At 58.9% G+C, this 17,927-nt stretch carries 14 protein-coding genes; 9 read left to right on the top strand and 5 right to left on the bottom strand.

Annotated elements, in window-relative coordinates; translation table 11 throughout:
• Positions 1-121 precede the first annotated feature (121 nt).
• Positions 122-745, bottom strand: a complete 624-nt coding sequence (locus tag LCH65_RS10920; protein ID WP_003368376.1) for a glutathione S-transferase — start codon at positions 743-745, stop codon at positions 122-124.
• A 160-nt stretch (positions 746-905) separates the two neighbouring features.
• Here LCH65_RS10920 and LCH65_RS10915 point away from each other — a divergent pair, with 160 nt between their 5' ends.
• From LCH65_RS10915 to LCH65_RS10905, 3 genes are all read left to right on the top strand, one after another.
• Positions 906-3,353, top strand: a complete 2,448-nt coding sequence (locus LCH65_RS10915; protein ID WP_003430971.1) for an acyl-CoA dehydrogenase — start codon at positions 906-908, stop codon at positions 3,351-3,353.
• Positions 3,354-3,429: 76 nt separating this feature from the next.
• A complete protein-coding gene (locus LCH65_RS10910) occupies positions 3,430-3,840 on the top strand; it encodes a PA2817 family protein (RefSeq protein WP_003317460.1) in 411 nt (136 codons plus the stop codon).
• A 190-nt stretch (positions 3,841-4,030) separates the two neighbouring features.
• Positions 4,031-4,885, top strand: a complete 855-nt coding sequence (locus tag LCH65_RS10905; protein ID WP_003368372.1) for a pirin family protein — start codon at positions 4,031-4,033, stop codon at positions 4,883-4,885.
• Between the two features lie 67 nt (positions 4,886-4,952).
• Here LCH65_RS10905 and LCH65_RS10900 read toward each other — a convergent pair whose 3' ends face one another.
• Positions 4,953-6,134 carry a patatin-like phospholipase family protein gene (locus tag LCH65_RS10900; RefSeq protein WP_054080800.1) on the bottom strand — a complete coding sequence of 394 codons (1,182 nt, stop codon included), beginning with the start codon at positions 6,132-6,134 and terminating at the stop codon, positions 4,953-4,955.
• Positions 6,135-6,166: 32 nt separating this feature from the next.
• Positions 6,167-7,099, bottom strand: a complete 933-nt coding sequence (locus LCH65_RS10895) for a lipid A biosynthesis lauroyl acyltransferase (protein WP_226439448.1) — start codon at positions 7,097-7,099, stop codon at positions 6,167-6,169.
• A gap of 120 nt (positions 7,100-7,219) precedes the next feature.
• Here LCH65_RS10895 and minC point away from each other — a divergent pair, with 120 nt between their 5' ends.
• The 5 genes from minC (at position 7,220) to LCH65_RS10870 (ending at position 11,598) form a co-directional block, all read left to right on the top strand.
• Entirely contained in the window at positions 7,220-7,960 is a 741-nt protein-coding gene (minC, locus tag LCH65_RS10890; protein ID WP_003368369.1) for a septum site-determining protein MinC, read from the top strand.
• A gap of 231 nt (positions 7,961-8,191) precedes the next feature.
• Positions 8,192-9,004 (top strand): septum site-determining protein MinD, encoded by an 813-nt coding sequence (gene minD, locus LCH65_RS10885; RefSeq protein ID WP_003317454.1) that lies wholly within the window; start codon positions 8,192-8,194, stop codon positions 9,002-9,004.
• Entirely contained in the window at positions 9,004-9,258 is a 255-nt protein-coding gene (minE, locus tag LCH65_RS10880; protein ID WP_003317453.1) for a cell division topological specificity factor MinE, read from the top strand. Before minD ends, minE begins: the two co-directional genes overlap by 1 nt.
• Before the next feature lie 90 nt (positions 9,259-9,348).
• Complete coding sequence (locus LCH65_RS10875; RefSeq protein ID WP_003368367.1) at positions 9,349-9,984, top strand: RluA family pseudouridine synthase; 636 nt, start codon at positions 9,349-9,351, stop codon at positions 9,982-9,984.
• A gap of 324 nt (positions 9,985-10,308) precedes the next feature.
• The gene (locus tag LCH65_RS10870) at positions 10,309-11,598 is read left to right on the top strand and encodes a M18 family aminopeptidase (protein WP_003368366.1); all 1,290 of its coding nucleotides are present in this window, start codon (positions 10,309-10,311) and stop codon (positions 11,596-11,598) included.
• 254 nt (positions 11,599-11,852) lie between these two features.
• Here LCH65_RS10870 and LCH65_RS10865 read toward each other — a convergent pair whose 3' ends face one another.
• Together LCH65_RS10865 and LCH65_RS10860 are read right to left on the bottom strand one after the other, a co-directional pair.
• The gene (locus tag LCH65_RS10865) at positions 11,853-15,323 is read right to left on the bottom strand and encodes an Ice nucleation protein (protein ID WP_226439447.1); all 3,471 of its coding nucleotides are present in this window, start codon (positions 15,321-15,323) and stop codon (positions 11,853-11,855) included.
• A gap of 457 nt (positions 15,324-15,780) precedes the next feature.
• Positions 15,781-16,500, bottom strand: coding sequence for a UTRA domain-containing protein (locus tag LCH65_RS10860; RefSeq protein WP_003368362.1), 720 nt, complete (start codon positions 16,498-16,500; stop codon positions 15,781-15,783).
• Between the two features lie 354 nt (positions 16,501-16,854).
• Here LCH65_RS10860 and LCH65_RS10855 point away from each other — a divergent pair, with 354 nt between their 5' ends.
• A complete protein-coding gene (locus LCH65_RS10855; RefSeq protein WP_003368360.1) occupies positions 16,855-17,922 on the top strand; it encodes an ABC transporter substrate-binding protein in 1,068 nt (355 codons plus the stop codon).
• Positions 17,923-17,927 lie beyond the last annotated feature (5 nt).

Here is a 17,927-nt window from a genome sequence, read left to right as displayed (position 1 = left end):
ACGACCCAGCCGCGCAATGGTGCTTGGCTGCGCCGTTCAAGTACAGACACATCTGTTAATAGTAAATATCGAGCGCCGGACATGCGCCCGATCAGCCCTATCACCTGTTCACATCACATGCTCAGGTTAAAGGGGTCATGACCGCCTTGCGATAAGCCGGGCGAGTCTTGAGACGCTCATACCAGGCTTGGAGGTGAGGCAGCGGCGGACGTTCAATCGGCATTTCAAACCAGCCGTAGGCGAAGCATCCCAAGGGAATATCACCCATGCCGAACGCATCGCCAGACAGATAGGGCTGTCGCGACAGCGCCTCGTCGGCCACCAGCAGCAGGCTGTGCAGCGTCTTGATGCCTTGCTCGATGGCCGGCCAGTCCTGTTTATCGGCGGGCGTGCGTATTACCCCCCAGAACACCGGGCTGAACGGCGCGGCGATGGTCGAGGTGGTCCAGTCCATCCACTTGTCTGCGTTGGCACGGGCCTGCAGATCTGCGGGGTATAAATCAGAATCGGGGGCATGGCGGGCGGCCAGATAGCGCACGATGGCGTTGGACTCCCACATCACGAAGTCGCCGTCTTCGATCATCGGAATCCGGCCGTTGGGGTTTTTCGCGCGATAGGCCGCTTCGTTGACCAGGCCGAATGCACCACCGGCGTCCTGCGTCTCGTAGGGTACGCCCACTTCCTCGGCAATCCAGAGTGCCTTGCGCACATTGCTGGAATTCTTCCGCCCCCAGATCTTGAGCATTGCGTTCCCCTCGCAGTCGCTGATAAATAAAGGCTCACAGTCTACCCCGAAGCGGCGGCAACTTCCTCGTCAACCAGGGGTCACTATCGATGTCGCCTCACCACTGCCCGGCGACCAGTTTGATCGCCGCCACAGTGGCGGTCATCACGGAGGAATATTTATGCTGTTGTTGTGGATTGTTGTGCTGGTCGTCGGCATTGCCTGGCTGGCTCATCGGCGAACCGCCCCGCTCCCGGCGCTTGGCGTGGTAGCTGTCTACCTGCTGGCCATGGGCATTTTCAGTCACGCGCCAGGATGGCTGCTGACGGTGTTCTGGTTGCTCTGGCTGGCAGTATTCATACCGGTAATGCTGCCCGATCTTCGCCGCAAGCATTTCACTGCGCCTATGTTCAGCTGGTTTCAAAAAGTCCTGCCGCCGATGTCGCAAACCGAGCGTGATGCGATCGATGCCGGCACGGTCTGGTGGGATGGCGAGCTGTTTAGCGGGCGCCCGGACTGGGACAAGCTGCTGGCCTACCCGAAAGTCCAACTGACCGAAGAGGAACAGGCCTTTATCGATGGGCCGACCGAAGAACTCTGCGCGATGGTCAGCGACTGGGAAATCGGCCAGGCCATGGACCTGCCGCCTGAAGCCTGGGCGCACATGAAAGCGCACGGTTTTTTCGCGCTGATCATTCCCAAGGAATTCGGTGGCAAGGGCTTCTCCGCCTACGCCCACTCCCAGGTAGCCATGAAGCTGGCCACCCGCAGCGGCGACCTGGCGTCCACGGTGATGGTGCCCAACTCTCTCGGCCCGGCCGAATTGCTGCTGCATTACGGCACCGACGAGCAACGCAATCATTACCTGCCACGTCTGGCACGCGGTGAAGACATCCCCTGCTTCGCGCTGACCGGTCCGCTGGCCGGTTCCGATGCAGGCGCGATGACCGACACCGGGATCATCTGCAAGGGTCAGTGGCAGGGCGAAGAAGTCATCGGTCTGCGCCTGACCTGGGAAAAACGCTACATCACCCTCGGCCCGGTCGCCACCCTGCTGGGTCTGGCCTTCAAGGCCCACGACCCTGAGCACCTGCTCGGCGAAAAAGACGATCTGGGCATCAGCCTGGCGCTGATTCCGACCGACACGCCCGGCGTGGAAATCGGCCGCCGTCACCTGCCATTGGGCGCAGCGTTCATGAACGGCCCCAACTCGGGCAAGGACGTGTTCATCCCGCTGAGCTACCTGATCGGTGGTCAGCCGATGCTGGGCAAAGGCTGGATGATGCTGATGAACTGCCTGTCGGTGGGTCGTTCGATCTCGCTGCCGGCAGTCGGCACCGGCGCAGCCAAGTACACCAGCCTGGTCACTGGCCAGTACGCGAAGGTGCGTGAGCAATTCAACGTGCCTATCTCGGCGTTCGAAGGCATCCAGGAAGCGCTGGCGCGTATCGGTGGCAATGCCTGGCTGATGGACAGCGCGCGCATGCTGACCGCCAATGCGGTCGACCTGGGCGAGAAGCCTTCGGTGCTCTCTGCAATCCTCAAGTATCACCTGACCGAGCGCGGTCGCGAGTGTATCGGTCACGCCATGGACGTGCATGGCGGCAAGGGCATCATCATGGGCCCGAACAACTATCTGGGTCGCAACTGGCAAGGTGCACCGATATTCATCACGGTCGAGGGCGCCAACATCCTCTCGCGCAACCTGATGATTTTCGGCCAGGGCGCGATTCGCTGCCATCCCTTCGTGCTCAAGGAAATGGCCCTCGCCGGGCGCGAAGACAAGCAGCAGGCGCTGATCGAGTTTGACAGCCTGCTGCTCAAACACATCGGTTTTGCGGTGAGCAATGCCGCCAGCACCTTCATCCTCAACCTGGGCTTCGGTCATTTCGAAAGAGCGCCGGGTAACGGCTTGAGCCAGGGCTATTTCCGCGCGCTCAACCGTCAGGCAGCAGCGTTCGCGATGCTCGCCGACTTGAGCATGATGCTGCTGGGTGGAGAATTGAAACGCCGCGAACGCCTTTCGGCCCGCCTGGGTGACGTGCTCAGCCATATGTACCTGGCCTCGGCAGCGCTCAAGCGTTATCACGACCTCGGTTCGCCGGACCATATGAGCCCGTTGTTCCGCTGGGCCATGGAAGAAAGCCTGGGGCATTCGGAACGTGCGATGGACGAGATCCTCAGCAACTTCCCCAACCGCATACTGGGTGGGGTGCTGCGTGCCGTAGTGTTCCCGTTCGGTCGCCGGCACAAGGGACCATCGGACAAGCTTGATGCGGAAGTTGCCCAGGTGCTGGGCCGCGCCAAGGGCGATCCGACGCTGGAAGAGTTGCTGGCAGGCTGCTATCGCCCGCAATCGGCAGACGATCCGGTCGGCGCGCTGCAACACGCCATCGACCTGCTCAGCGCTGCGTATCCGCTGCACAAGAAGCTGCAAGTGGCAATCAAGAGTGGTCAGGTCAAGCCGGACGCTGGCGAGCCTGTCATCGACGCCGCGCTGCGCATCGGTGTGTTGCAGGCCGACGAAGCGCAAACCCTGCGTACCGCCGAGGCAGCCCGCCGCAAGGTGATTGATGTGGATGATTTCGACAAGGAAGAACTGACCCTGGCAGCCGGCAAGATTCGCTGATAGTCAGGTCGCACCACACAGCAGGCGCGTAGAGCTTTATACTCTCGCGCCTGTTTTTGCATTTGAGGATTACCCAATGGCCGACGCCACTCTCGATCACCAACTTGGCCTGCTGGCACACCTGCGCAGCATTCTGGTCGCGCTGGGCGAGGCCGAGCAGGTTCCGGAAGAAAGCCACGCGCTGTTCATGGAGCGTTTCGACGAACTGGTCGAGCTGTTGCCGCAGGACCCCATCGAAAGCCAGTACCTGGGTCAGGACATCCTCTGCCAGGTCATCCAGCGCTACCCGCAAATCGCGCATCTGGTACCGCGCGACCTGCTGTGGTTCTTCGCCGGTGACTGCCTGCATTTCATGCCGGATGATGAAATCGAGCTGTATCAGGCGCTGGAAGAACGCCGCTACGAAGCGGAGCAGAACGAGGAACCGTTCGACTGGAATCAGGAGAAACAGCTGCTGAGCATGTCGACACAGGGCAGCAAGCACTGAGCATCCTCTGGCTTCAAGCCTGCCCCGGAGATCATTCCGGGCAGGCTGCCTGTCACTCCGCGCCACTGCGTCATGCAGCGCAACCTATCGACCAATACGATCATTCTGTCCCGGCATTCGAATAAATTTATCGAATGGACAGGCATACCATGACACTTCGTATCACCTGATAAGGAGTGCTCTGTCTCCCATGACTCAATTTCGTAAAGTCCTGTCCATTCAAGCGGGTCAACCAGCGTCCGATGGCGCGGGCGTCAAGCTGACGCGCGTCTTCGGCGGACGTGGCGTGGAGCAGTTCGATCCGTTTCTGATGCTGGACGAGTTCGGGTCAGACAAGCCGGATGACTACATCGCCGGTTTTCCACCTCACCCGCACCGTGGCTTCGAAACGGTGACCTACATGCTTGAAGGCCGTATGCGTCATGAAGACCATATGGGCAATGTCGGCCTTCTGCAGAGCGGCGGTGTGCAGTGGATGACGGCGGCACGCGGGATCATTCACAGCGAAATGCCTGAACAGGAAGAAGGCACCATGCGCGGCTTTCAGCTCTGGCTGAACCTGCCGGGCAAGAACAAGCTGAGCGATGCCAGCTACCAGGACATCCAGCCGGAAAACGTTCCGAGTGTCACCACCCAGGCCGGTGTACAAGTGGTGGTATTGGCCGGGCATTTCGACGATGGCCAGGTTCGCCAGGCCGGGGCAGTACAGCGTCCGGACACCGAGCCGTTGTACTTTGACTTTGATATGCCTGCCGGCAGCCGTATCAGCCCGCACGTACCCGAAGGGCACCTTGTGCTGCTGTACGTCTATGAAGGCAGTGTCGAGCTGGAAGGCAGCACCCAGCCGATCGGTAAACGCCAAATGGCACGCCTGTCCGACATCGGTGAGGTGCAGATCAGCAGCGCCGCTGGTGCGCGGCTGTTGCTGATTGCAGGCAAGCCCCTGCGTGAACCGATCGTGCAGTACGGCCCCTTTGTGATGAACACCAAGGAAGAGATCGAGCAGGCGATTCGTGACTTCCGGGAAGATCGTCTGACGGCGTGACAACTTCGCTCACTGAGCCCTGCGCACGCTGATCAAGAGACAGAGGCCCCGCCTCTGTCTCGCCGAGTTATTCCAGACGCAGAAAGCGCTTCAGTTCGGCACCCTGAGCAATCGCGTCGTGACGCCCCAGTTCGATCAATTCGCTGCAATAACCTGACTCGAACAGCAGATAGCTCAGCACACTGGCGCCGCTGCTCTTGGTCGCACCCGGCCCGCGCAGGAACGTGCGCAGTGCGGGGGGCAATTCGCGGCGGTGGCGGGCCGCAATCTCATCCAGCGGACGGCTCGGCGAAATCACTAGCACTTCCACCGGCTCCATGCCCGGCTGCCTGACCTGATCCTCGGGCAGCAACGCACTGGCGGTGTTCAAGCGTTCGAGCAGCTCGATATCGCTTTCCAGGTTGTCGATGAACGTGCTGTTGAGCATGTGGCCGCTGATCTGCGCCAGGCTTGGCTGAGCGCCGCGTGGCGCGCGGGGTGCCGGTCTTTCGGCTTTAAGGCCGCGCGGGTTGCCGCTCACGCCGACCACCAGAACACGATTGGCGCCCAGGTGCAGCGCCGGGCTGATCGGTGCCGACTGACGCACGGCCCCGTCGCCAAAGTATTCCTCGTCGAGCATCACGGGGGCGAACAGCAAGGGAATGGCTGAACTGGCGAGCAAGTGATCCACGGTCAATTGCGTCGGACGGCCGATACGGCGATGGCGCAGCCAGGGTTCGATCGTACCGCGGCCCTGATAAAACGTGACCGCCTGACCCGATTCGTAACCGAAGGCAGTCACCGCCACTGCACGCAAATGATGAGCGTCGATGGCGGCTTCGATTCCGGACAGATCCAGCCGCTCATTGAGCAGATCACGCAGGGGCGAACTGTTGAGCAAGGCAACCGGGATGTTTCGTCCAAACCCCAGCAGACTGCGACCGAAAAAACGGCTGGCCTGATGAATCACCCCGGACCAGTCGCTGCGCAGCACCTGATGGCTGCGAAATGACTGCCAGAATTCGGTCAATTGATGGATGGCAATCCGAAAATGCAGCGCGCCACTGGCCAGCTTGACGGCATTGATCGCGCCAGCCGACGTACCGACGATGACCGGAAAGGGATTGGGCGAACCGGGCGGCAGCAGGTCGGCAATGCCTGCCAGTACGCCGACCTGATAGGCCGCACGCGCCCCGCCACCCGATAAAATCAGCCCGGTTACAGGCTCGACACCACTTACTGCACTGCTCGTTACTGCGCGATCCTGCATCTACGACTGACCTCGGTGATCAACGACGCTTTTTATCTATGCTTCTCATATAGCTTCTGTTCACCGGCTGGTCGACTTTTAAAGCGTCGATGGGCCCAAAGATATTGTTCCGGGCATTCAGTGACGGCTTTTTCCACCCATTGATTGATGCGCAGGCAATCGGCTTCGTCGCTCTCACCCGGAAAGTTGTCCAGCGGCGGATGAATCACCAGCCCGTAACCGCTACCGTCTGCCAGACGCCGCTGAGTGAAGGGCACAACCTGCGCACGGCCCAGGCGGGCGAATTTGCTGGTGGCGGTCACGGTCGCGGCCTGGATGCCGAACAGCGGCACAAAAATGCTCTGTTTGGCGCCATAGTCCTGATCCGGCGCGTACCAGATCGCCCGACCGGCGCGCAGCAACTTGAGCATGCCGCGTACGTCATCGCGCTCGACAGCCAGTGAATCAAGGTTATGGCGCTCGCGTCCGCGACGCTGGACGAAGTCGAACAACGGGCTCTTGTGTTCGCGATACATGCCGTCAATGGTGTGCTGCTGGCCCAGCAGTGCCGCGCCGATTTCCAGCGTGGTGAAATGCAGCGCCATCAGAATCACGCCCTCGCCTTTTTCCTGGGCACTCTGCAAATGCTCGAGCCCTTCGACGTGGGCAAGCCTGGCCAGACGTTTTTTCGACCACCACCAGCTCATGGCCATCTCGAAGAAGGCAATCCCGGTGGAGGCGAAGTTTTCCTTGAGCAGACGCTTGCGCTCGGCCGCGGACAAATGTGGGAAGCACAGCTCCAGATTGCGTGACGCGATTTTTTTTCGATCAGTGGCCACACGGTACATGATGGCGCCCAGTGCCCGACCTATGAGCAGCAGAACGCGAAATGGCAATTGAACAATCAGCCACAAGAGCCCCAGCCCCAGCCATAGCGGCCAGAAACGGGGGTGAAGGAAACTGGCTTTAAGACGCGGGCGATCCATTTGGGCTTCCGTCAGAACAAAGGCCGCGCATTCTACAACGGTTCTGGCCGCTTGCGGCTCGCGGGCGTTCTCGCTATAAGTCTCGGCACTTTTAGCGACAAGCTGTTGTGTATATCAACCATGAGCCAGATTGAATCGCAAAACCCGGAACCTGTATTTCAGCTCAAGGGCAGCATGCTCGCCATCACCGTGATGGAGCTGGCCCGAACCAACCTTGAAGCGCTCGACAGGCAGTTGGCGGCCAAGGTGGCACAAGCCCCCAACTTCTTCAGCAATACGCCGCTGATCCTGGCTCTGGACAAACTCGCACCGAACGAAGGCCCGGTGGATCTACCGGGTCTGGTGCGTATCTGTCGCCAGCATGGCCTGCGCACCCTGGCGATCCGCGCCAACCGCATCGAAGACATTGCCGCAGCGATTGCCGTCGACCTCCCGGTGCTGCCGCCGTCCGGCGCACGTGAGCGCGTGATCGACCCGGTCGAGGCCGAAGCACCGAAAAAAATCCCGGAAAAACCGCCAGAGCCACTGATCAAGCCGACCCGCGTGATAACCGCTCCGGTACGCGGCGGTCAGCAGATCTACGCTCAGGGCGGCGACCTGGTGGTAGTCGCGCCGGTCAGTCCCGGTGCGGAACTTCTCGCCGATGGAAACATCCATGTCTACGGCCCGATGCGTGGCAGGGCACTGGCGGGAATAAAGGGCGATACCAAGGCACGGATCTTCTGTCAGCAGTTGAGTGCCGAGCTGATTTCGATTGCCGGGCAATACAAGGTGTCCGAGGACTTGCGCAGGGACCCGTTATGGGGCTCGCCGGTCCAGATCAGCTTGTCAGGTGATGTGTTGAACATCATTCGTCTTTAACGGATACTGCCGCAATTTTCAAAGCATCTCTGATTCGTCGCGAAATTGTCGTGAAGGCGGCAGGAAGTTCTGAAAAGCACTGCTTTTCAGCGGGTATATGAGTCGAAAGTAATAGCTTAGTGCTAGCTTTCCGGAATCAGACCCCAGGATTTCCAGAATGCTTCGGCGGGCGCGGCGCCAGGAGATGCCTTTCAGGGACTCAATGTCCTTTTCCTCTAGGGGTGATACACCTTGGCCAAGATTCTCGTTGTTACATCCGGCAAGGGTGGTGTGGGCAAGACCACCACCAGCGCCGCCATCGGTACCGGTCTCGCACTGCGCGGCCACAAGACAGTCATCGTCGACTTCGACGTCGGCCTGCGTAACCTCGACCTGATCATGGGTTGCGAACGTCGTGTCGTGTATGACTTCGTCAACGTGGTCAATGGCGAAGCCAACCTGCAACAGGCGCTGATCAAGGACAAGAAGATCGAAGGCCTGTTCGTGCTGGCCGCCAGCCAGACCCGTGACAAGGAAGCACTGACCAAGGAGGGCGTTGAAAAAGTCCTCATGGAGCTGAAGGAATCCTTCGAATACATCGTCTGCGATTCGCCGGCCGGTATCGAAACCGGTGCTCACCTGGCCATGTACTTCGCCGACGAAGCCATCGTCGTGACCAACCCTGAAGTCTCGTCGGTACGTGACTCCGACCGCATGCTGGGCCTGCTGGCCAGCAAATCGCGTCGCGCCGAACGTGGCGAAGACCCGATCAAGGAACACTTGCTGCTGACCCGCTACAACCCTGAGCGCGTCAGCAAGGGCGAAATGCTCGGCGTGGAAGACGTCAAGGAAATCCTTGCCGTTACCCTGCTCGGCGTGATCCCCGAATCCCAGGCTGTACTGAAAGCCTCCAACCAGGGCGTGCCGGTCATTCTCGATGACCAGAGCGATGCGGGTCAGGCCTATAGCGATGCGGTTGACCGCCTGCTGGGCAAAACACTTGAGCACCGGTTTCTGGATGTGCATAAGAAAGGATTCTTTGAACGCCTGTTCGGGGGTAATTAATGAATATTTTTGACTTCTTTCGTGACCGCAAAAAAGGAAGCACGGCCTCGGTCGCGAAAGAGCGTCTACAGATCATCGTTGCTCACGAACGCGGCCAACGCAGTACCCCGGACTACCTTCCTGCGCTGCAGAAAGAGCTGGTGGAAGTGATCCGTAAATACGTCAATATCGAGTCTGACCAGGTACAGGTCGCTCTGGAAAGCCAGGGCAGCTGTTCGATTCTGGAACTCAATATCACCCTGCCCGATCGCTGATCAGGCAGTCGCTCGCGGCGGTATCGGCGCACTTCTACGGAAGCTGCGCCCTTGCCGCCGTTGGCGTTTCTAGCGTTTCGAGGCCGTTGCATGCCGTTGTCGAACATCCGCATCATTCATCAGGACGCCGCCGTTCTGGTGATCGATAAGCCTACCCTGCTGCTTTCCGTTCCCGGCCGTGCCGACGATAACAAGGATTGCCTGATTACCCGCCTGCAGGAAAACGGTTACCCTGAAGCGCGTATCGTCCATCGCCTGGACTGGGAAACCTCGGGCATCATTCTGCTGGCCCGTGATGCCGATACGCATCGAGAGCTGTCGCGTCAGTTTCATGACCGTGAAACCGAGAAAGCCTACACCGCACTGTGTTGGGGCCAACCGTCCCTGGACAGCGGCAGTATCGATCTGCCATTGCGCTATGACCCCCCCACCAAGCCCCGGCATGTGGTGGACCACGAGGGTGGCAAACACGCGCTGACGTTCTGGAAGGTTGTCGAGCGGCATGACACTTACTGTCGCGTCGAGCTCACGCCGATCACTGGCCGCTCGCATCAGTTGCGTGTGCACATGCTGTCGATCGGGCATCCGTTGTTGGGTGATGGTCTGTACGCGCATCCGGAAGCGCTGGCGGCGTATCCGCGTCTGTGTCTGCATGCCAGCATGCTGAGCTTTACCCATCCGGGGACCGGCGAGCGATTGACCTTCGAGTGCACCGCGCCGTTCTGATCTGAATGACACGCTGAATATCGTGCAGATGCTCCGCGTCATACAGCTGCTCTGACTATCGTTCCCACGCTCCGCGTGGTAATGCCGTTCGTGACGCTCCGCGTCACGCAGCGGTTCTGCGACTTCAGGTGGATTTAGGGTCGACTCAGGTCACCTTTTCGCCCCTCGGCGAGTTACTTTGATGGGGCCAAAGTAACCAAAGCCCCCCGCTCCTGTTTCCGGCCCGACTTCGTCAGGCCCTTCGCGGTCGAAAAGCGTTTCTGTGGCAGCGGCAACGACTGAGCCAATGCGGTAAACTCGCGCCATTGCTGTCTGGAGCTATTTATGCGCGCAGAGTTGAACAAAGGCCTCATCGATTTTCTGAAGGCTTCTCCTACCCCGTTCCACGCCACCGCCACCCTCGTGCAACACTTCGAAGCCGCAGGCTTTCAGCGGCTGGACGAACGTGACACGTGGGCAGTAGAAACCGGGGGCCGTTATTTCGTCACCCGTAATGACTCTTCCATCGTCGCTTTCCGGATGGGTCGTCAGTCGCCACTCACGGGCGGCATTCGCATGGTTGGCGCACACACGGACAGCCCGTGCCTGCGGGTCAAGCCGCAACCGGAACTGCAACGTCAGGGTTTTTGGCAGCTGGGCGTCGAAGTCTACGGCGGCGCCTTGCTGGCCCCCTGGTTTGACCGTGATCTGTCGCTGGCCGGCCGTGTCACTTTCCGCCGCGACGGCAAGGTTGAAAGTCAGTTGATCGACTTCAAACTGCCGATCGCCGTGATCCCCAATCTGGCGATTCACCTGAACCGCACTGCCAACGAAGGCTGGGCGATCAATGCGCAAAACGAACTGCCTCCCATCCTGGCGCAGGTCGCCGGTGACGAGCGCGCCGACTTCCGGGCATTACTGACCGACCAACTGGCCCGCGAGCACGGCCTCAATGCCGATGTGGTGCTCGATTACGAGCTGAGTTTCTACGACACCCAGGGCGCCGCTGTGGTCGGCCTCAATGGGGACTTCCTGGCAGGCGCACGCCTGGACAACCTGTTGTCGTGTTTCGCCGGGATGCAGGCACTGCTCAACACCGAGAGCGACGAAACCGCCCTGCTGGTGTGCACCGATCACGAAGAAGTCGGCTCGTCTTCCGCTTGTGGCGCAGACGGTGCGATGCTCGAGCAGATCGTCCAGCGTCTGTTGCCAAGCAGCGAAGACTACGTGCGCACGATTCAGAAGTCGCTGCTGATATCAGCCGACAACGCCCACGGCATTCATCCCAACTACGCTGACAAGCACGACGCCAATCATGGTCCCAAGCTCAACGCAGGGCCGGTGATCAAGGTCAACAGCAACCAGCGTTACGCCACCAACAGCGAAACCGCCGGTTTCTTCCGCCATCTGTGCATGGCCGAAGAGGTCCCGGTACAGAGCTTTGTAGTACGCAGCGACATGGGTTGCGGCTCGACCATCGGACCGATCACTGCCAGCCATCTGGGTATTCGCACGGTAGACATCGGCTTGCCGACGTTCGCCATGCACTCGATTCGCGAACTGGCCGGTAGCCATGACCTGGCGCATCTGGTCAAGGTATTGAGTGCGTTCTATGCCAGCCACGAGCTGCCATAACGGCTGAGGCGATAATCGATAACGCGGGGGTGACCTGTTGCTCCCGCGTTTCGGTGTTGACGCTCGCTAAAGTGCCCATTGAAAGAAATAAAATGTCTCTCATCATAACGATAAAAAAGATACTTTTGCCTGCGCCATTTTGAACCACCTCGTACCGGACAACAGGTCATTTGTTTATAAAGGGACTTCATGTCCCGAATTCCATCGACGCGCCCTGTCGATGATTCAGTCGTGGAGTGCTTGAATAACGCGGGCTACTTTACCTCTATCCAGTCATCGTCCTCGTCGGGTTTATCGACAATATCGTCATCTTCGTTCACGTAATACGGTATGTCGGCCTCAACACCGTTCTCACCCGTTCTGGCGACCAGTTGCCTGTACCTCTTCCCGTCCCAGAGTCTGAAAATTAGTGTGGAGTCTTCTCCAGCCGAGAGCGTCGAGCCTTCACTGCCAATAAGTTTGCTACGAGCGCCTGCCGTCAAGACACTGTTCTTACCAGCGGTCAATCTGCTTTGGTCTCCCGCCATCAGGGTGCAGTCATGCCCGCCGGTCAGTTTGCTTCTATCGCCGGCAGTCAGATAACTGTTATTACCGGCCAGTAGTTTGCTGCGGTCACCCGCGGTCTGATTACTGTCTGCACCGGCAATCAACCGGCTGCGATCACCCGCCAGTTGTACACTGCCCGCACCGGCAATCAGCGTGCTGCGAAAACCTGCTGTCTGCGAGCTGCCCTTGCCGGCGATCAGCATGCTTTTATTTCCGGCGACCTGAATGCTTTCATGGCCTGCAATCAACGAGCTGCCGTAACTTGCAATCTGGTTACTGCCATAACCCGCAGTCAACGTGCTGCGAATGCCCGATGTAAGACTACTGCCATAACCGGCGATCAAAACGCTGCGAAGTCCGGCGATCAGCGTACTGCCATAGCCTGCCGTCAGAAAACTTCTGATTCCGCTGGTCAGGGAGCTGCCATAGCCGGCTATCAATGAACTGTCCTGCCCGGCCGTTGCAGTGCTGCCGTAGCCCGCAGTGAGTGAGCTTCCATACTCTGCAGTCTGAGTACTGCCGTAACCGGCCGTGAGGGTACTTTTATAGCCGGCTGTCTGCGTACTGCCATAACCGGCGATCAGCGAGCTGGCAAAGCCGGCTGTGGAGGTACTTCCGTACCCGGTGGTGAGCGAGCTGTTTTCCTGTGCGGTTTGCGTGCTGCCGTAACCGGCGGTCAACGTGCTCTCATAACCCGCAGTCTGCGTGCTGCCATAACCCGCAATCAGCGAGCTCGCATAGCCGGCGGTGGAGGTACTTCCATAACCTGTCACCAGATCACTGCGCTCCTGCGCGGTTTGCGTACTGCCGTAACCGGCGGTCAACGTGCTCTCGTAGCCTGCCGTCTGCGTGCTGCCATAGCCGGCGATCAAGGAACTGGAATAGCCCGCAGTCGACGTGCTTCCGTAGCCTGCGACCAGGTCGCTGCGCTCCTGTGCCGTCTGGGTACTGCCGTAACCGGCGGTCAGTATGCTTTTGAAGCCCGCCGTCTGAGTGCTTCCATAGCCGGCGATCAGCGAACTGTTTGACCCTGCCGTTGAAGTGCTGCCATAGCCTGTGACAAGGTCGCTGTGTTCTCTGGCGGTCTGCGTACTGCCATAACCGGCGGTCAGCATGCTTCTGTAACTCGCGGTCTGGGTGCTGCCATAACCTGCGATCAGCGAACTGCCCGAGCCTGCGGTTCCCGTACTGCCATAGCCCGCAATCAGGTCGCTACCGTCCCTGGCCGTCTGAGTACTGCCATAACCAGCGGTCAGGATACTTTTGTGGCCCGCTGTCTGTGTACTTCCATAACCCGCAATGATGAAACTCTCGTGACCCGCGGTACCTGTACTTCCGTAACCGGTGGTGAGGTTACTGGCAGCCCCGGCCGTTTGCGTACTGCCATAGCCTGATGTGAGTACGCTGCCCTGCTGTGCGGTCTGGGTACTGCCATAACCTGCCGTGAGCGAGCTTTCACTGCCCGAGGTTTGCGTGCTGCCGTAACCGGCGATCAGCGAGCTGTCAGCGCCAGCTGTTCCGGTACTGCCATATCCGGCCGTCAGGGTGCTGCCCTCACGGGCAGTCTGGGTACTGCCATAGCCTGCGGTAAGCGAACTTTCGCTGCCTGACGTCTGCGTGCTGCCATATCCGGCGATCAACGAACTGTCGGCACCTGCCGTGCCAGTGCTGCCGTAGCCCGCCGTCAGGTTGCTGCCTTCCTGGGCCGTTTGCGTGCTGCCGTAACCCGCTGTCAGCGCACTGTCACTTCCCGAGGTCTGCGTGCTGCCATATCCGGCGATCAACGAACTGTCGACACCTGCTGTACCCGTGCTGCCGTACCCCGCCGTCAGATTGCTGCCTTCCTGAGCCGTCTGCGTACTGCCGTACCCCGCCGTGAGCGAGCTGTCACTGCCCGAGGTTTGCGTGCTGCCGTAACCGGCGATCAGCGAGCTGTCGGAACCTGCCGTGCCGGTGCTGCCATACCCAGCAGTGAGATTGCTGCCTTTCTGGGCCGTTTGCGTGCTGCCATAGCCTGCGGTCAGGGCGCTGTCACTTCCCGAGGTCTGCGTGCTGCCGTATCCCGCGATCAGAGAGCTGTCGACACCTGCTGTACCCGTGCTGCCGTACCCCGCCGTCAGATTGCTGCCCTCCTGGGCCGTCTGCGTACTGCCGTAGCCCGCGGTCAGCGAACTGTCGCCTCCCGAGGTTTGTGTACTGCCATAACCGGCGATCAACGAGCTGTCCGAGCCTGCCGTGCCGGTGCTGCCATACCCAGCGGTGAGATTGCTGCCTTCCTGAGCCGTTTGCGTGCTGCCGTAACCCGCTGTGAGTGAGCTGTCCCCGCCCGAAGTCTGAGTACTGCCGTAACCGGCGATCAGCGAACTGTCCGAGCCTGCCGTGCCGGTGCTGCCGTACCCTGCCGTCAGGTTGCTGCCTTCGCGGGCGGTCTGGGTGCTGCCGTAACCCGCTGTCAGCGCGCTGTCCCCACCGGCGGTCTGGGTGCTTCCATAGCCAGCGACCAGCCAGCTGTCGGAGCCGGCGGTGCCTGTACTTCCATAACCGGCAATTAGATCACTGTGGTTGCCAGCGGTCTCGTTACTGCCATAACCGGCAATCAGACGACTGTGATTGTCGCCACTCAACGTGCTGCCGTAAGTGGCGGTCTGCACATTCTGCGGCGTCGTCACCGGCAGGGTGTTTACTGGGGCGGCAGCCGCGCTGACCGACGCGACATCGAACACTTCATGACGGGCCTGTTCGGCCACCGGTAACGTGACACTTGCTACGGCAGGCATGGGCGTGGGTATGGCAGTGGGCATTGGCGTTAACGTTGATGTTGATGTTGATGTTGATGTTGACGCAGGGTCGGCCTGACGTGCCGAAATGAAGTGTGATGCGCTGATCCTGTCGCCGACATGAACCACCTCGGCCCGCGGAAACTTGACCATTCCCGGCTCTTCCAGACTGATGATGTCTGCAACGGCAACTTCACAGACAATCCATCGAGCATCGGCATGCACGCTTAGAAAAGCGCTGGTTCCAGCGCCCCACAGTAAACCGACCAGACCATTCTCATGCCGCCTGGTTGACTGCCAGTATCTGGATTCCACCGTGCCGGACGCGGGCCATATAAGGCCGCAGTGATCGGCCATATTATTTGCACAGGTACGCAGCACCAACGCCTTGTCGAGAGTCATTACAGCATCCTCATAGATCCTTTAAATAAAAGCAGCCGCACTTATCAAGCATTGCTTTATAGGACAACTGCCATGTCAACCTTAATCCAAACATGGAACGATCGTGCAAATAAAACCAACTAACCAGTGCTTATCCTTCCACACCAAAAACCTACCACACCCCATTAACAAACATTAATTAATATTAAGATTTTTCTTAAATCCGCTGAAAACTAGAATAATTACTCTGGGACATTTCATCAAAAAAACCAACTAATTTAACGCCACCCCGCCAGCAAAAATAGAATAACGCTCATTAATTTTTTTTGTTAATCAAATGTATGCATTACACAAAACCTATTAAACAGGCTGTACATTGCACACATTCTTATCAACGAAATGAGTATTTATTTATAGAAAACAGCGAACTAACGGTGGCACAGACCGCGCTTGGGAAGTGGGTTTGCCACACCGGCATTCAGTCGCCGTTCACCTCTGCGCGCACATGAATAGCATCATGACGCCAGTATTCGAGGTCACAGTCGATCAACCGATCTTTCCGATCATAATTGACACGTGCAATGCGCAGGCCCGGGCTACCCAGTGAAACCTTCAGTGCAGCGGCTGCTTCGCTGTGCAGCGCCGTGGGGACCATGTCGAAGCGCACCCGACCGTAATGAATGTCATAGCGGCGGGCGTAGAGTTCACTGAGCGATTCGTTCAGGTCGTGTTCGAGAATGCCGGGGAACAACTCCGGTCTCAGGTAGTGCTCGACATACAGCACCAGACGCTGATCGATCCGTCGCGCGCGACAGATCTGGATCACGCTCGACAGCGCCGGCAGTTCCAGCATTTCGCAGATCATCGCTGAAGCAGGTTGCAGGCGTGCAGACAGAAGCCGGGTGTGCGGCACCCTTCCCTGGGCACAGACCATTGCGTGGAAATGGCTACGCCTGATCAGGTCATAGGCCAGTCGCGGCGGCGAGATGAACCAGCCACGCCGCTCTTCCCGATAGATCAACCCCTGCGCCTCAAGCTGCAACAGCGCTTCACGCAAGGTGATGCGGGTGGTGGCGAATACCTCGCTGAGCTTGCGCTCTGCAGGCAACTTGCTGCCATGCGGCAACAAACCATGTTCGATCTGCTCCTGCAGCGCATGGCAAATGGTTGTTACCGCCCGTGGCACATCTTCGCGCATTCCGGTATCCGTCTGGACTAGACCAGCCCTGTTACGAGGCATACATCAGTGCAGCCAACGCCGTTGACTCCCTTGCCGTGAGCCTAGGCCGGGGACATGACTGTACTGTTACAGGACAAATCACGTTGCATGCCAACTGCGCCGAAAAGAGCCCATAACCCCCTGCCCAACAGGCCCATTGCGATGGTCTACGCTTAGCGCCAGGCACTGCCGGGGCCCGTGAAAAACGCTTTTGTCCGTGCAACACGACACGAAAATGTCATGCAAAAAGCCTAACTTGGCTCAGGTATTGCTGATCTAGACCAAATAATCCGCAACGAACACTTTTCTCAAGAAGTGCACTAGGAGCTCCGAATGAAACATCTTTTGTTGGCATCACTCCTCGGTTCAGCCATGGCAATGAGTTCGCTGGTCATGGCTGCGGACACGGATCTTAAAACGCTGGAGGCTGCGGCCAAGGCTGAAGGCGCGGTCAACAGCCTCGGCATGCCGGATGACTGGGCAAACTGGGGCGGCATCTGGAAAGACCTGGAAGCCAAATATGGCCTCAAGCACATGGACACCGACATGAGTTCGGCCCAGGAGATCGCCAAGTTCGAGGCGGAGAAAGACAACGCCAGCGGTGACATTGGCGACGTAGGCGCAGCGTTCGGCCCTATCGCCACAGCAAAAGGCGTTACCCAGCCTTACAAGCCAACTACCTGGGATCAGATCCCGACCTGGGCCAAGGACAAGGACGGCCACTGGGCGCTGGCCTACACCGGCACCATCGCCTTCATCGTCAACAAAAACCTGCTGCACGGCTCTGAAATCCCGAAAAGCTGGGCTGACCTGAAAACCGGCAAATACAAGGTGTCCATCGGCGACGTGAGCACTGCGGCTCAGGCTGCCAACGGTGTACTGGCAGCGGCCATCGCCATGAAAGGTGACGAAACCAACATCGCACCGGGCCTAGCACTGTTCACCGATCTGGCCAAACAGAAGCGTCTGTCGCTGGCCAACCCGACCATTCAGACCATCGAGAAAGGCGAAATCGAAGTCGGTGTGGTCTGGGACTTCAACGGCCTGAGCTACAAAGCCAAGATGACCAAACCTGATGATTACGTCGTGCTGATCCCTTCGGACGGCTCGGTGATTTCCGGCTACACCACCATCATCAACAAGTATGCCAAACACCCGAACGCCGCCAAGCTGGCGCGTGAATACACCTTCAGCGACGCGGGTCAGATCAATCTGGCCAAGGGCAATGCACGCCCGATTCGCGTAGAACACATCAAACTGCCTGAAGATGTTCAAGCCAAACTGCTGCCGCAAGACCAGTATAAAAACGCCAAGCCAATCGAGAACGCAGAGGCGTGGGAGAAAACTTCCAAAGCGCTGCCGCAGATGTGGAACGAGCAGGTCATCATCGAGATGAACTGATCCTC

Origin of the sequence: Pseudomonas sp. MWU16-30316 (assembly GCF_020515645.1) — a bacterium.
Taxonomy (GTDB): domain Bacteria; phylum Pseudomonadota; class Gammaproteobacteria; order Pseudomonadales; family Pseudomonadaceae; genus Aquipseudomonas; species Aquipseudomonas cerasi.
This window is presented reverse-complemented; position numbering and strand designations above follow the sequence as displayed.

What these genes read in the sequence shown, in the direction of transcription:
- LCH65_RS10920 (WP_003368376.1), bottom strand. Translation starts at nt 745, where the DNA reads ATGCTCAAGATCTGGGGGCGGAAGAATTCCAGCAATGTGCGCAAGGCA.
- LCH65_RS10915 (WP_003430971.1), top strand. Translation starts at nt 906, where the DNA reads ATGCTGTTGTTGTGGATTGTTGTGCTGGTCGTCGGCATTGCCTGGCTG.
- LCH65_RS10910 (WP_003317460.1), top strand. Translation starts at nt 3,430, where the DNA reads ATGGCCGACGCCACTCTCGATCACCAACTTGGCCTGCTGGCACACCTG.
- LCH65_RS10905 (WP_003368372.1), top strand. Translation starts at nt 4,031, where the DNA reads ATGACTCAATTTCGTAAAGTCCTGTCCATTCAAGCGGGTCAACCAGCG.
- LCH65_RS10900 (WP_054080800.1), bottom strand. Translation starts at nt 6,134, where the DNA reads ATGCAGGATCGCGCAGTAACGAGCAGTGCAGTAAGTGGTGTCGAGCCT.
- LCH65_RS10895 (WP_226439448.1), bottom strand. Translation starts at nt 7,099, where the DNA reads ATGGATCGCCCGCGTCTTAAAGCCAGTTTCCTTCACCCCCGTTTCTGG.
- minC (WP_003368369.1), top strand. Translation starts at nt 7,220, where the DNA reads ATGAGCCAGATTGAATCGCAAAACCCGGAACCTGTATTTCAGCTCAAG.
- minE (WP_003317453.1), top strand. Translation starts at nt 9,004, where the DNA reads ATGAATATTTTTGACTTCTTTCGTGACCGCAAAAAAGGAAGCACGGCC.
- LCH65_RS10875 (WP_003368367.1), top strand. Translation starts at nt 9,349, where the DNA reads ATGCCGTTGTCGAACATCCGCATCATTCATCAGGACGCCGCCGTTCTG.
- LCH65_RS10870 (WP_003368366.1), top strand. Translation starts at nt 10,309, where the DNA reads ATGCGCGCAGAGTTGAACAAAGGCCTCATCGATTTTCTGAAGGCTTCT.
- LCH65_RS10865 (WP_226439447.1), bottom strand. Translation starts at nt 15,323, where the DNA reads ATGACTCTCGACAAGGCGTTGGTGCTGCGTACCTGTGCAAATAATATG.
- LCH65_RS10860 (WP_003368362.1), bottom strand. Translation starts at nt 16,500, where the DNA reads ATGCGCGAAGATGTGCCACGGGCGGTAACAACCATTTGCCATGCGCTG.
- LCH65_RS10855 (WP_003368360.1), top strand. Translation starts at nt 16,855, where the DNA reads ATGAAACATCTTTTGTTGGCATCACTCCTCGGTTCAGCCATGGCAATG.